Annotated in this window: 14 protein-coding genes; 13 read left to right on the forward strand and 1 reads right to left on the reverse strand. The window is 33.6% G+C overall.

All coding sequences use genetic code 11. The annotated features are described in order from the left end of the window. Positions 1–108 precede the first annotated feature (108 nt). From arr to KA873_RS00860, 6 genes are all read left to right on the forward strand, one after another. Positions 109–537, forward strand: coding sequence for an NAD(+)--rifampin ADP-ribosyltransferase (gene arr / locus KA873_RS00835; protein ID WP_019469149.1), 429 nt, complete (start codon positions 109–111; stop codon positions 535–537). 181 nt (positions 538–718) lie between these two features. Beyond that, on the forward strand, positions 719–1,666 hold the full coding sequence (locus KA873_RS00840; RefSeq protein ID WP_150821843.1) for an SLAC1 family transporter: 948 nt from the start codon (positions 719–721) through the stop codon (positions 1,664–1,666). Between the two features lie 18 nt (positions 1,667–1,684). Then, positions 1,685–2,869: a MalY/PatB family protein gene (locus KA873_RS00845; RefSeq protein ID WP_150821844.1), complete on the forward strand. Its 1,185-nt coding sequence runs from the start codon at positions 1,685–1,687 to the stop codon at positions 2,867–2,869. Between the two features lie 47 nt (positions 2,870–2,916). Next, positions 2,917–3,369 (forward strand): MarR family winged helix-turn-helix transcriptional regulator, encoded by a 453-nt coding sequence (locus KA873_RS00850; RefSeq protein ID WP_019469146.1) that lies wholly within the window; start codon positions 2,917–2,919, stop codon positions 3,367–3,369. A 208-nt stretch (positions 3,370–3,577) separates the two neighbouring features. Next, positions 3,578–5,221: an alpha-keto acid decarboxylase family protein gene (locus tag KA873_RS00855; protein WP_019469145.1), complete on the forward strand. Its 1,644-nt coding sequence runs from the start codon at positions 3,578–3,580 to the stop codon at positions 5,219–5,221. Positions 5,222–5,339: 118 nt separating this feature from the next. Next, complete coding sequence (locus KA873_RS00860) at positions 5,340–6,827, forward strand: aldehyde dehydrogenase family protein (RefSeq protein ID WP_210140135.1); 1,488 nt, start codon at positions 5,340–5,342, stop codon at positions 6,825–6,827. 236 nt (positions 6,828–7,063) lie between these two features. On the opposite strand, the gene KA873_RS00865 is transcribed toward KA873_RS00860, so the two are convergent. Then, positions 7,064–8,293 (reverse strand): NADH-dependent flavin oxidoreductase, encoded by a 1,230-nt coding sequence (locus KA873_RS00865; protein WP_103211413.1) that lies wholly within the window; start codon positions 8,291–8,293, stop codon positions 7,064–7,066. A gap of 304 nt (positions 8,294–8,597) precedes the next feature. Between KA873_RS00865 and KA873_RS00870 the strand changes: the two genes are divergently transcribed. From KA873_RS00870 to KA873_RS00900, 7 genes are all read left to right on the forward strand, one after another. Next, complete coding sequence (locus KA873_RS00870; protein WP_103211412.1) at positions 8,598–9,602, forward strand: LLM class flavin-dependent oxidoreductase; 1,005 nt, start codon at positions 8,598–8,600, stop codon at positions 9,600–9,602. 26 nt (positions 9,603–9,628) lie between these two features. Continuing rightward, a complete protein-coding gene (locus tag KA873_RS00875) occupies positions 9,629–9,961 on the forward strand; it encodes a glycine cleavage system H family protein (protein WP_019469141.1) in 333 nt (110 codons plus the stop codon). Positions 9,962–9,964: 3 nt separating this feature from the next. Then, positions 9,965–10,753, forward strand: coding sequence for a protein-ADP-ribose hydrolase (locus KA873_RS00880; protein ID WP_071560224.1), 789 nt, complete (start codon positions 9,965–9,967; stop codon positions 10,751–10,753). Beyond that, the gene (locus tag KA873_RS00885; protein WP_107385762.1) at positions 10,746–11,630 is read left to right on the forward strand and encodes an SIR2 family NAD-dependent protein deacylase; all 885 of its coding nucleotides are present in this window, start codon (positions 10,746–10,748) and stop codon (positions 11,628–11,630) included. The genes KA873_RS00880 and KA873_RS00885 overlap by 8 nt, the downstream gene beginning before the upstream one ends. A 9-nt stretch (positions 11,631–11,639) precedes the next feature. Beyond that, a complete protein-coding gene (gene lplA / locus KA873_RS00890) occupies positions 11,640–12,662 on the forward strand; it encodes a lipoate--protein ligase (RefSeq protein ID WP_103211410.1) in 1,023 nt (340 codons plus the stop codon). A 319-nt stretch (positions 12,663–12,981) separates the two neighbouring features. Continuing rightward, positions 12,982–13,971, forward strand: coding sequence for a Gfo/Idh/MocA family protein (locus KA873_RS00895; RefSeq protein WP_150821847.1), 990 nt, complete (start codon positions 12,982–12,984; stop codon positions 13,969–13,971). A gap of 223 nt (positions 13,972–14,194) precedes the next feature. Beyond that, positions 14,195–15,415 (forward strand): putative glycoside hydrolase, encoded by a 1,221-nt coding sequence (locus KA873_RS00900; protein WP_210140136.1) that lies wholly within the window; start codon positions 14,195–14,197, stop codon positions 15,413–15,415. Positions 15,416–15,491: the final 76 nt, after the last annotated feature.

Genomic DNA, 15,491 nt, shown 5'->3' on the forward strand with positions numbered 1-15,491 from the left:
CCTTTGCTTTAATTATACTATGAGAATTTCAGATATTATAGTCTGTATTTTCCAATAGATATTGCATATAATAATTTAACAGCTTAATGATTATGAGGGGGCTACACGATGAACAGTACAAAAGCGCAGTTTGGGCAAAATTTATATTTACATGGGACGAAAGCTAAATTGGAGATTGGTGATTTATTATATCCTTTGTATAAATCTAATTATCAGGACCGAATTATGAATCATATATATTTCACTGGTACATTAGAAGCAGCAAAATGGGGAGCTGAACTTGCAGTTGCTTTGTCTAAAGATATAGCAGAAGAGCATATTTATGTTGTTGAACCATTAGGAGAGTTCGAAGACGATCCGAATGTCACAGATAAAAAATTTCCTGGCAATCCAACGCTTTCTTATCGCTCTAGTGAACCACTGAAAATTGTCGCGGAATTAAGCGCATGGGAAAGACATTCGGATGGCGAAATTAATCAAATGCTCAAAAGCATAAAGGAATTGCGAGACAAAGGACTAGACGTTATTGAAGATTAATATACTGATATGAATGAGACATTCAACTATGCGTACCAATTGAATCAATGTACAGATAAAGGCATAGTAAATTAAGTCAAATGAAAAAACGGTTATGAAATAATAATCTTATTTTACACATAAATAGTATGGACATAGTATAGTAATCATATAACTATATAATATAAAAGGATTAAAAATTATGTTTTATAAATTGATAAAAGTATTACCAACAGCTATTTGTGGATTAGCATTAGGGATCGCGTCGCTTAGTAATTTGCTGTTTAATATGACTTGGCATGGCTTAGCGGTGTTATTTTTTATATTGAGTTGTATCATTTTATTGTTATTTATACAAAAATGCATATTATATCCCAATACAGTACGGGATGAATTGAGCGATCGTAATATCTGTGCTACTTTCCCAACTTTTCCAATGGCTCTAATGACAATCATTTACATCATAAAGCATCACTTAAACGTCAATCTAGGTATACTAATATGGTTATGGTGGTTAACGATTATCATCCAATTCATCATTATCGTAGGTTTCATTTACTATCATCTAATATTACCTAACAAAGGTACTGTTTTGCCGAATACGAGTTGGTTTGTCACATTTGTAGGAATAGGTGTAATATCTGAAACTGCAAAAGAATTTAATCCAGTTTTAGGGGAATTCACGGTATATATAGCAACTTTTTGCTTTATAATATTAATAGCGATTATTTTAATCAAAAAAACTTGGCGCTTATATAACGAAAACCAATTTCCAATGGCAGTCATCATAGCGGCTCCAGCAGCACTTTGTTTTAATGGCTTTTTAATTAGTGCAAAATTTGATGACTTCATATTGACGATATTTGGCTTTATCATATCCCAATTACTTTTTGTAGTTTCATTAACGTTTATTCCTAAGTTAATGGCTATCAATTTTAAATTTTCATTTGCTGCTTTAACGTTTCCATGGGTAACAACAGCGACTGCTTATTTTAATTTTATGTATCATATGCGTTTTCCGAGCCCAATACATACCTTATTACAATTCATGTTGATATGTGAAATTATTTTTGTGTCATTGGCCGTGGTATATGTCATTTTGGGTTATATTGTTTTTTTGAGAAAAAGAATCAACAGTAAAGTGATTTAAGATAAAGGAGTGGTTGTAATGACTTATAATTTTAATGAAGTTGTTAATAGAAAACAGACGAGATCAGTTAAATGGGATACGATGGAGGATGTGTATCATATTGATGATGCTTCAGACATACTGCCAATGTGGATTGCAGATATGGATTTTAAGGCACCTCAACCAGTAATTGATGCATTGAAAAATTGTGTCGATCACGGCGTGTTTGGCTATTCTTATTTAGATGAACACTGTAAAAATGCAATTCAATCTTGGTTTAACAAACGTCATGAGTGGCATATTGGGAAAGATTGGATTCTTGCGCATTCTGGCGTAGTTCCTGCGATAGCGTCAATTATTGAGACATTTACGGCTCCAAAAGATAGTGTTTTAATCACGCCTCCAGTTTACCCACCTTTTTCCAATTTACCTTCAGGTATGAATCGACAATTAATTACGTGTGCTTTGATAGAAGATGATAGAAATTACTCGATTGACTTTGAAGACTTTGAAGAAAAGTTGAAGCAAGGCGTAAAAATGTTTATCTTATGCAACCCGCATAATCCAGGCGGGATTGTTTGGTCTAAAGACACTTTAAAAAAAGTGATTGAACTTTGTGTTAAATATGACGTGTTAATATTATCAGATGAAATCCACGCCGATTTGGTATTTCCAGGTTATCAACATATTCCTCTTGATAAATTAGCATCTGATAAAGAAGCACAAAAAATCATTACATGCACTGCACCTACAAAAACATTTAATCTAGCAGGTATTCATGCTGCTCTGATTATTTCGCCTGATAAAGATGTTAGACAAGCATTAGCGGCTAATTTTACGGCACATGGTTTAGGTGTTAACCGTATTAGTCCATTTGGAGCAGCTGCACTAGAATCTGCTTACAACCATGGAGAAGATTGGCTTAATGAGCTCATAAATATTGTTTCTTCAAATATGGATTATGTTATTTCAGAAATTACCAAAGCTATACCACAAATAAAGATTAAAAAGCCTCAAGCAACCTATTTGTTATGGATTGATTATAGAGAAACTGGCTTGACTGAAGAAGAAATAATGACAAAATTACTAGAAAAAGGTAAAGTCGCGCTTGAACCTGGGACAAAGTATGGTGAAGAAGGCAGAGGGTTTTTAAGAATGAATGTGGCTTGCGCACCCCAAACTGCTAAAGACGGCGTTGAACGTTTTATTAAAGCGTTGAAATAAATTTACCTCCCAAAATTTTAAGACATATTTAAAAAGGATTGTGACTTATGGAAATAAAAAATAATGACTATGAAAATTTGCTATTTTACTTTGCATATAAAACATTTATTACGACAGCGGATGAAATCATTAAAGATTATGGTTTGAATCGCCAACACCATAGATTTTTATTTTTTATTGAAAAAGTCCCTGGTATCTCGATTAAAGATTTATTGAAAAATCTAGAAATTTCAAAACAAGGTAGCCATGCAACTTTAAAAAAACTAAGAGATGAGGCATTCATTGTAGAAAAACAAGCGCCAGAGGACAAGCGTATTAAAACGTTGTATCCAACAGAAAAAGGCCGGAACTTAGTTCGTAAATTAAATAAAGCGCAAAATGATATGTTTAAAGAAATTCAAGAAAAAGTAGGCAATGATTGGTATGCAATTATGGAAGAATTTGCTTCGTATAGAGAAGGATTTCAATCAGTAAAATATTTGAAAGGCGACCAAGAATAATTTTTTAAGTATTTTTGTCAATAGTATAGCGAAGTTACATTTACTGAATACAATTATTTATATCAGAGGTTTGTTTTCTAGATTTTAGAAAGCAAGTCTCTTTATTTTGTTTGGAGGTATAAATAAGTCAACAAACTTGACCTAATTTATTTAACAAGTTATATTTAATGTGTAATGAAAATGAAACACATTAAAGGAGAAATGATGTATGCAAAAAAGAGTAGGACAATATTTGATGGATGCAATTCGCTCAGTTGGTGTTGATAAAGTATTTGGCGTGCCTGGTGATTTTAATCTTACATTTTTAGATGATATTATCAATCGAGATGATATGGAATGGATTGGTAACACAAATGAACTTAACGCTAGTTATGCAGCAGACGGCTATGCAAGAATCAAAGGCATTAGTGCTATGGTAACAACATTTGGTGTGGGAGAGCTAAGTGCGGTTAACGGTATAGCAGGTGCTTATGCAGAACGTGTACCAGTCATAGCAATCACAGGAGCACCAACTCGTGAAGTTGAACGTGCTGGTAAATATGTTCACCATTCATTAGGTGAAGGCACATTTGATGATTATCGAAAAATGTATAAACCTATCACGACAGCACAAGGATATATTACTCCAGAAAATGCACAAACTGAAATTCCAAGATTAATCAATGCAGCAATTAATGAAAAACGTCCCGTGCATATACACTTACCTATCGATGTAGCTGCTGTAAATATTGAAGTACAAACACCGTATCAATATACGGCGCCAGTCAAACAAGATGTTGACAGTTATATAGACATAATAGAAAACAAATTGAAAAATGCGAAGCAGCCTTTAATTATTACTGGTCATGAAATCAATAGTTTTGGGCTGCATGATAAACTAGAACAATTTGTTAACCAAACGCATATACCAGTTGCTCAATTGTCCTTAGGTAAAGGGGCTTTCAATGAAGAAAATCAATATTATATGGGTATTTATGATGGAAAGATCGCAGATGAACAAATTAAAGCTTATGTAGATCATAGTGATGTAATTTTGAATATTGGAGCAAAACTTACGGATTCTGCTACAGCTGGATTTTCTTATAAATTCAATTTAGAAAATGTAATCATGATTAATCATCATCATTTCAAAGTAGATGAATTACGCGATGAAGAAGTAAGACTTGCAGATTTACTAGATAGTTTATTGGAAATTGATTATACGGCTGACGTAAGCTATCCGCGTTATCAATTAACCAACGAAACAGTTGAATTAAGTGATGAGCCATTAAAACAGTCAACATATTTCAAATTAATGCAACAATTTATTCAACCCAAGGACGTTATACTTGCTGAACAAGGAACATCATTCTTTGGTGCTTATGACTTACTTTTCTCTAAAGATAATACATTTATAGGACAACCATTATGGGGCTCAATCGGTTATACTTTACCTGCGACTTTAGGAACACAAATTGCAGACAAACAACGTAGAAATGTGCTGTTGATTGGTGATGGTTCACTACAGTTAACTGTTCAAGCATTATCAACAATCATACGTGAGGATTTAAAACCAGTTATTTTTGTAATAAATAACGATGGTTATACAGTGGAACGTAAAATTCATGGTGAAAGCGCACCATACAACGATATCAAAATGTGGGACTACAAACAGTTACCGTTCGTGTTTGGTATGAAAGATACGGAAGTTAAGATACATGATGTTACAACAAGTAATGCGTTAGCAACAGCATTAAATGAAATCAATCAAACTCCTAACATGATGCATTTTGTAGAAGTGCACATGGATGTACATGATGCACCAGAAAAATTAGATGCGATAGGTAAAGCTTTTGCCCAACAAAACGGGTGATAATTGGAAATTTTTTAAAAACAGCACATATTCGTTTACAATGGAATTGTGACGTTAGGTTAACTATAGGTTTAAATAAAGTTATTATCAATAACACCAAAACAAAGGAGAGATTGTCATGACAGTAAATATAAAAGATTATGTTGATGAGAATTATGGATTGTTAATTGATGGTGAATTTGTAAAAAGTAATAGTGGAGAAACATTAGAAGTTGTTAATCCAGCTACAGGGGAGATACTATCAAATATTTCCAAAGCTGACGAAACGGATATCGACAAAGCTGTATCATCAGCCCAAAGCGCCTTTGAATCATGGAGTTTAACTTCTAAAACAGAGCGTGCGAATTTATTAAGAAAAATCAGTGAAAAATTGATGGCAAATAAAGATAAACTTGCAACAGTGGAAACCTTGAATAATGGTAAACCGATTCGTGAAACTTCAACGATTGATATACCATACGCTGCAAGACATTTTAACTATTTTGTAAGTGTTATTGAAACACATGAAGGTTCGGTTAATGATATTGATAAAGATACTATGAGTATCGTACGTCATGAACCTATTGGCGTTGTTGGTGCTGTAGTAGCTTGGAATTTCCCAATGCTCTTAGCAGCATGGAAAATTGCACCAGCCATTGCTGCAGGGAATACAATTGTTATTCAGCCATCTTCCTCAACGCCTTTAAGTTTATTAGAAGCAGGAAAGATTTTTCAAGAAGTATTGCCACAAGGTGTGGTTAATATTGTAACTGGTAAAGGTTCAGAATCAGGTAATGCTATTTTTAATCATGAAGGTGTAGATAAATTATCATTTACAGGTTCAACAGATGTCGGCTATCAAGTTGCCGATGCAGGTGCAAAACGTATTGTCCCTGCCACATTAGAACTTGGTGGTAAAAGTGCCAATATTATTTTGGATGATGCAAATTTAGATTTAGCTGTTGAAGGTATCCAACTCGGTATATTATTTAATCAAGGTGAAGTATGTAGTGCAGGCTCACGTTTATTGGTTCAAGAAGGTATATACGACACGTTAATTTCTAGATTAAAAGAGGCATTTTCAAATATTAAGGTTGGTGATCCATTAGATGAAGATACTCAAATGGGCAGCCAAACGAGTGATGAACAGATGAATAAAATATTGTCTTATATCGATTATGCTGAACAGTCAAATGCTGAGGTGTTAACTGGAGGCAAACGTATTGTTGAAAATGGATTAGATAAAGGATACTTTATAGAACCAACGCTGATTGCAGTTAGTGATAACCAAAATAAATTAGCGCAAGAAGAAATCTTTGGTCCAGTTTTAACAGTAATTAAAGTGAAAGACGATCAAGAAGCGATTAAAATTGCTAATGATTCTGACTATGGTTTAGCAGGTGGGGTATTCTCACAAGATATTACTCGCGCATTGAATATTGCTAAAGCAGTTAGAACAGGCAGAATTTGGATAAATACGTATAACCAAGTGCCTGAAGGCGCACCATTTGGTGGTTATAAAAAATCAGGTATTGGTCGTGAAACGTATAAAGCAGCATTGAGTAACTATCAACAAGTTAAAAATATATTTATTGACACAAGTAATGAATTAAAAGGTTTATATTAAACATTTGCCAATACACTTTGTGAAAATAGTATTAAAAAGCAGGCTCGGAAATTTGAACATTAATTTTCGAGCCTGCTTATTTAAAAAATGTTTAACAAAATATGATTAAAACAAATATCAAAGCGCATCTTAGTGCATTTTGTAACTAGTTATTAAGTATTGAATTTGTTGAATACATGTATGATGATTTTCATCGTGTGTGCTTTTAGAATCATAATTTTTATATCGTGGAAGTCTTATGTCCCATTTTTATGATCTACTTCTTTATAATTTACTTCATCATAATTTGTTTCAAGTTTACGCAATTCATCTCGAGTTTCTTTCTTTAATCCTTCACCATAATCCATCATTTTTACAATATCTTTAAAAGCAGCATAAGGGATAGCTAATTCATCTATATCTTCCAGAGTTACATGTAAATCAATGTCATTTGGTCTTTGTTCTTTTAATTTAGTAACGAAGTCTGGTTCAGTGACGAATGGTGATGACATGCCCACCATATCCGCATTTTGTAAGGCATCCAAAGCACTATCAGGAGAATTAATACCTCCGCTAGCTATGAGTGGAATGCGTCCGTTGAGATATTTATAAACGACCGCATTGACATATTCTCCGTTATATTTTCCTTCAGAACGTACTTTATTTTGATAGATTTGACGTCCCCAACTTGCAATCGCTAAATATTGAATGTCGGCAGTTTCTAACACCCAGTCTAAGTGACGGTTAAACTCATCAACAGTGTAACCTACATCACTACCACGTGTTTCTTCGGGTGTGGCACGATAACCTAAAATAAACTGTGAAGGTGCTTCTCGATCAATAACATTTTGAACAGCTTTTAATATTTCTAATTCAAAGCGTGATCTATTCTCTAAATTTTGGCTACCATATTCATCGGTCCTTAAATTAGAGAAAGTCGAGAAAAAAGTTTGGATTAATAAACGTTGTGCAGCTGAAATTTCAACACCATCAAACCCTGCTTTAATTGCACGTGATGTTGCATCTGCGTATTGTTGTATAACGGATTTGATTTTGTCTGTAGTCATAGATAAAACTTCATGCTTAATTGGAGAATTTAAGGTCATCGCACTTGGACCATATACTTGACCAAAGTTTAAAATAGCTTGATTTGAAAAACGACCAGCATGCGTAAGTTGTAGTATTGCTTTGTTGCCGTTTTGTTTCATAGCATTAGCTAAAGTTGTTAAGCCAGGAATACAACTATCATCAGTAATGCTAAAACCATATTCAAATAATTGTCCATAAGGTTCAATATAAGCGGCGCCAGTAACTTGAAGTGGTGCTGAGTGTGCACGACGTCGTGCATAATTAATATCTGCTTCTGTGACATGTCCGTCTTGTGTAGAAGAATTAGTTGTCATTGGAGATAAAACAAAACGGTTGTTTAAGACAATACCATTTGGCAATGTTAGTGGCTTTAATAATGCATTGTAATTCATATTCATAATTATAACCTCTATCTTCGTTGTTATTAATAATTTTAAAGTAACACTTAAATATAAAAGGGTCAAAACGATTAAAAAGTAGAAATTTTTTAAGCAAAATCTAACAAAAATTCTCTATATCCGTTATCCTATAAGGTGTAGACAATTTAAAGTGGACGCATGTTGTATTAAGTAGAGTGTATAGTGATGTTACGTTGCATTTATCTTAACTGAAAGTCATAAGATACTCAAATATACTTGCTTTAAGAACAATCGTTAACAAAGCGTATTGTATAATGTATGATTGGTGGAGGTGGTAATTCAAGTGGTTCAATTTAATGTGTTAGATTATGCTGTGATTGACGAAGGCAAATCTGCCGAAGAAGCTTTACAAGATACTGTTCGATTAGCACAGTTAGCTGACAAACTCGGCTATAAACGTTTTTGGTTAACAGAACATCATAATGTACCAGCATTTGCATGTAGTAGTCCTGAATTATTAATGATGCAAATTTTAAATAAAACAAAAAACATTTCTCTGGGGTCAGGTGGGGTGATGTTACCTCATTACAGCCCATATAAAGTTGCTGAAAACTTCCGTATGTTAGAAGCACTTCATCCTGGACGTGTCGATTTAGGTATTGGCAATAATGCAGGTACTGCTCAAGTGAAATCGGCGATGAATGAAACAAAATCACACTTTTTAGACTACGGGCAGTCTATTGAAGATGTGAGACATTATTTAACAGAACAACAGACGCAGCAGCGACATCATCGCGTTGTAGCACAACCAAGTACGAAATTCATGCCCAGCATGTGGTTGCTGAGCACCAGTGTAGCATCGGCTAAAAAGGCGGGGGCACAAGGTATAGGTTATACATTAGGTACTTTTCTATTACCTAATGCTAAAGCAATAGCTAAAGCAAAAGATAGTGTGAAAATGTATAGAGACGCATTTCAACCATCGTCATTAAATATGGCGCCATCTGTGATGATTACTGTTTTTATTGCATTAGCTGATACAGTAGAAGAAGCGGAAACTTTGGGCCGAAGTCTAGATATATGGTTATTAGGTAAGGAACAGTTTGCTGAATTTGAACGTATGCCCTCGCCTGAAACAGCACAATCTTATCATTGTACAGAGAAAGATGAGCGACAAATAGCTCAAAGTCGTGCACGCATCATTGTGGGCACCAAAGAAAGTGCGAAGCCACAAATAGATCGCATGATACAAGATTTTAATGCAGATGAAATCATGGTAGTGCCTTTGATACCGAGTATTGAAGCACGTTGTCGAGCTATTGAATTGCTTGCAGAAATATATTTATAAATTATTTATGAAGGGAAGTATTTATTATGAAAAAATTAGCGAATTATTTATGGGTAGAAAAAGTAGGCGCACAATATGTTTATAGTATGACGCCAGAGTTACAAGACGATATAGGTACAGTTGGGTACGTAGAATTTATAGGTAACGATGAAGTGAAAGTAGATGACGAAATAGTAAGTATTGAGGCTTCTAAGACAGTGTTAGATGTTCAATCTCCATTAGCTGGTACGATTGTAGAACGAAATACAAAAGCAGAAGATGAACCAACAATTTTGAATTCAGAAAAACCAGAAGAGAATTGGTTAGTTAAATTAGAAAATGTTGATGAAGCAGCATTTAACGCACTACCAGAGGCATAATATATGCAACAACAAGAGCGCTTATCTTATTTAATTGAATATTTATGGCGTGAAGCACATGGTGAAACAACTTTAAATTTACCGGAAGATGAAACATCACGTTGGGAAATGTATAGAGGGCTCGCCAATGTAAGATTACCTCGACCTATTGCTGACACTTATTTAGATGTACAAGATGCATTTTTACAAACGATGAATCGTCAACATGTTACTCATATTGATACATTGTCGCCAATGATTGGTGATGATGTATTTTTATGGCAAGGAGATATCACTCAACTCAAAGTAGATGGGATAGTGAATGCAGCAAACAGTCAATTATTAGGTTGTTTTGAAGCTAATCATAATTGTATTGATAACATCATTCATACTAAAGCTGGGGTACAGTTACGTTTGGCATGTCATGAAATTATGGAAGCACAAGGGAAAAAAGAAGGTATAGGAAAAGCTAAAATAACATCAGCATATAATTTGCCAGCCCAATATGTAATTCATACAGTAGGGCCACAAGTTCGCAAATTACCTGTATCTGATATGAATAAAGATTTGTTGGCACGCGCATATCGAAGTTGTTTAGAAATTGCAAAACAACATTCGCTAAAAAGTATAGCGTTTTGCTGTATTTCTACAGGTGTGTTTGGCTTTCCTCAAGCAGAAGCTGCAAAGATAGCCATTAACACTGTATTGGATTATAAAAAAGAGCATCATATGGATGATACGAAGATTATTTTTAACGTGTTCACTGATACAGATGCACAATTATATAAGGAGGAGCTAAAACGTTATGACTGAAACAACATGGCGTGTTATGTCAACAAATCAAAGTAGTCAATCTGATGTATTAGCACAAGCTATAGATGAAGCAGATGCAGTAGTTGTAGGCATAGGAGCAGGTATGTCTGCTTCAGATGGGTTTACGTATATAGGAAAAAGATTTACCCAAAATTTTCCGGATTTTATAGAAAAATATGGATTTTTTGATATGTTGCAAGCAAGTCTTCATACATTTGAAAGTTGGCAAGAATACTGGGCATTTCAAAGTAGATTTGTTGCATTGAATTATTTAGATCAACCAGTAGGTGCATCCTATGTTGCGCTGAAAGAAATACTAAAAAACAAAGCGCATCATATTATTACCACTAATGCAGATAATGCATTTGCAGTTGCTGGTTATGATTTGGACAAAGTATTTCATATCCAAGGTGAATATATTCTATGGCAGTGTAGTCAACATTGTCATCCACAAACCTATAGAGACGATGAGGCAATCCGTCAAATGATCCAAGAGCAATCAAATATGGAAGTGCCGCGCGAACTTGTACCACATTGTCCCAAATGTGATGCACCTATGGAAATTAATAAGCGAAAAGCACAAGTCGGTATGGTAGAAGATGCAGATTTTGAGGCACAATTATCTCGTTACAATCAGTTTCTTGAAAATCATAAGGAAGGAAAAGTCCTATATTTAGAAATCGGTATTGGTTATACTACACCTCAGTTTGTGAAACATCCTTTTCAACGTATGACAAGACAGAATTCTGATGCATTATTTATGACATTAAATAAAAAAGCATATAGGATACCTCAAAATATACGTGAACGAACAATACATTTAACGGATGACATTTCGACATTAGTTTTAGAAGCAAATAATAAATTAGCAAAGTAGGAGAAAACTATGTATTTAATTGAACCGATTCGAAATGGTGAATATATAACAGACGGTGCAGTTAATACTGCAATGCAAGTCTATGTAAGTCAAAATATTTTTTTAGATGATGATATTTTATTACCTTATTATTGCGATCCAAAAGTAGAAATAGGTCGTTTTCAAAATACAGCAGTAGAGATTAATCAAGATTATATAGATGAACACGGTATACAAGTGATGCGTCGTGAAACTGGAGGTGGCGCAGTTTATGTAGATCGTGGTGCTGTGAATATGTGCTGTCTTTTACAAAATGATAATTCGATATATGGTGATTTTCAAAAGTTTTATGAGCCAGCAATTAAGGCGTTACATAATTTAGGTGCTACTGAAGTCGTTCAAAGTGGGCGTAATGATTTAGAGATTAATGGAAAGAAAATTTCTGGTGCTGCAATGACTTTGATCAATGGACGTATCTATGGTGGTTACTCACTCTTATTAGATGTTGATTACGAAGCAATGATTAAAGTGTTGAAACCGAACCGTAAAAAAATTGAATCTAAAGGAATTAAATCTGTTAGGTCGAGAGTTGGAAGTATTCGTGACAATTTAGCAATTGAATATCAAAATATTACTATACATGAGTTTAAAGACTTAATGATTAAACAATTATTGGGCTTAGACGATATCAATGACGTTAAACGTTACGAATTAAGTGAAGCAGACTGGCATGTAATAGATGAAATGGTGGCAAAAAAATACAAGAATTGGGAATGGAACTATGGACGTTCTCCACGTTATGAATATAATAGAGATGCGAAATTAGCTGCAGGCACCATTGATATCACACTAGCCGTTGAACAAGGTCGTATTGTTGCATGTCGTATTTATGGTGATTTTTTCGGACAAGGTGAGATTAAAGAAGTTGAACAGCAACTTATTGGTGTTCGAGTTGTTAAAGCAGATTTGCTTGATGCTTTAAGTGAAATTGATATTCCTTACTATTTCGGTAAAACGTCAGCAGAAGAACTCGTTGAATTAATTTTAAGTTAATAACAAGAGTGAACATTTGCTAAAATCAATGTAGTGGTAAATGATTTGTACACAAGCAGTTATTTCTTGGGAAATAGTACAAGACCACGTAATAAAGTGATATTAACTCAACATTTAAAATTGTCCTGAAACATTCAAATATAATTATATACAGATGATAAAATGGACAAACAAACTATGACGTATTATGCATTATAAGGCTGAACAGATAAATATTACAGCCTTTATGATCGTAATGGATGATTTGATTTTTGATTCGAAAAAGTCATAGTTATTTCAATATAGACAATAAATTTTTATGATAAAAAAGGGGAAATTTATGAATATAGGTATAGTTGGAGCCGGAAAAATTGTAAAAGAAGCATTGCCAGTGATGTCAGAGGTACCTGAAATTCATATACAAAGCATAGTGACTACTGGACGTAATCCTGAGAATGTAGCTCAATTGCAAAAGCAATTTGATATTAAACAAGTCTATGAAGATTATCAAGCGTTTATAGAAGATGAAAAGATAGATACTGTTTATTTGGCTGTTCCCAATCATCTTCACTTTGAATACGCACGTAAAGCAATAGCGCAAAATAAGCATGTGATTTGTGAAAAACCATTTACATTAACTGCAGAAGAGCTCATCACACTAAAAGATTTAGCCGAGCAACAAAATGTGATTATAATTGAAGCTATTACAAATTTGTATTTAAGTAATTATGACGTACTAAAGCAAAGCATACCAGAAATTGGGAATTGCAAAATTGCTCAGTTTAACTATTCTCAGTATTCTTCAAGATTTGATGATTTTAAAAATGACATTATTCAACCAGCATTTGACCCAAGTAAGGGCGGAGGCGCATTAATGGATATAAATGTTTACAATATCCATTTAGCAGTAGGCTTATTTGGTAAACCTAATAAAGTGACATACTTTGCAAATATTGAAAAAAATATCGATACTTCTGGAATCTTACAATTAGAATATGAAGATATGAAAGTGGTTTGTATCGGAGCTAAAGATTCTAGTTCTGATAATCAATCTTATATTCAAGGAGACAAAGCTACAATTAATCTTAAAGGTCCTACAAACGAGTTGAATGCATTCGAATTAAAATATCACACTGGTGGTACACAGTATTATCAAGTAAATGCACACAAGCATCGAATGTATGAAGAATTTGTGAAAATCGAAAAAGTGATTCGGGAACAAAATACTATATTTGCAACAAGACAATTAGAACACAGTATTCATGTACTAGATGTCTTAGAGCAAGCATTAACGAGTGCAAATTTAAGCATAGGACCTTCAATTAAATAAAATTTGAACACAGTTGATTTCATAATATTAAAAATAACAGCTAAAAGACAGAAATAAGTCGTCAATACGTCAGTTGATCACTATTTCTGTCTTTTTTGTAAATAAAAGTTTTGAAATTACGTTGTTTAAAATATTAAAATACTATAATATGTGTAGCGTAATACTTATTTGTCATTGAAATGTTTTTGTCGTTGAAATGATTAAGGGGAAGGGAGATAATTTAATGAGGGTTTGGAAATTTATAGTGATGCTACTTGTGGCTGTATTAATGATGTCAGCTTGTAACAGTGGTTCTAACAATGAAAAAGAAACAAATGGAGGAAAAGAAAGCACAAGCAAATCGAATAAGCATACATATAGTGATATTGACTATCCAAAAGACGGTGTGAAAGGTATCTATGTCACACCTAATTCAGCAAATGGTAAAAACTTTGAAGAGCTCATTCAATTTATAAATGAAACAGAATTAAATGCCATGGTAATTGATGTTAAAGATGATGAAGGAAATATAACGATGGACTTTAAAAGTGACAATAAATTGATTAGCAGTAATACAGTGAATAGTGTTGATGTGAAAAAAATCATGAAAGCGATGGAAAAAAACAATATTTATCCAATTGCACGTATTGTTACATTTAAAGATTCTAGATTATCTCAAAAAAAACCGGATTGGTCATTTAAAACGTCTGATGGTAATGTTTGGGAAAATGAAGGTGGAGATAGTTTTTCAAATCCTTTTAATGATAAAGTAAGGAATTATAATATTGCAGTTGCAAAAGAAGCGGCTAAAGCAGGATTTAAAGAAGTACAATTCGACTATGTTCGATTTCCTGAGGGATTTGAAAATAAGGATAAATCACTGCAGTATTCAAATGGAAAATATAAAAATAGTGATTTAAATCATGTTGAGCAACGTGTGGATACGATTACTAATTTTTTAAAAACAGCACGTAAAGATTTGAAATCATACGATGTTCAAACATCCGCTGATGTTTTTGGTTACGCAGCTACTGTTAAAGAAACACCAGGTATTGGGCAAAGTTTCCCTAAAATCGCAAAGAATGTAGATGTCATTTCATCGATGATTTATCCTTCTCATTGGAGTCCAGGTGATTTTGGATTAGAAGCTCCAGATACAGAACCTTATAAAACAGTGGATCGTTATCTTGATAAGGAAAAAGAAGCACTCAAAGGTATCGATCATAAAAAGGTTAAATCTCGTCCATGGCTTCAAGATTTTACAGCATCTTATTTAGGAGAAGGGCAGTATAAAGTCTATGACAAAACAGAAGTAACTGCACAAGTACAAGCGTTAAAAGATCATGATATAAATGAATTTTTATTATGGGATGCTTCTGCTGATTATACGAAAGGTGCCGATTACAATCCGTCAAAATACACCAATCCGGATGCTCAAAAGCCAGAAAACACAAAAAATAATTAATCATATTAAATGCTAAAATGAAATAAGCCTATAACTGAATTTTACAGAATCTCAGTTATAGGCTTATTATATTAGG

Source organism: Staphylococcus sp. GDY8P45P (assembly GCF_017892745.1).
GTDB lineage: Bacteria > Bacillota > Bacilli > Staphylococcales > Staphylococcaceae > Staphylococcus > Staphylococcus cohnii.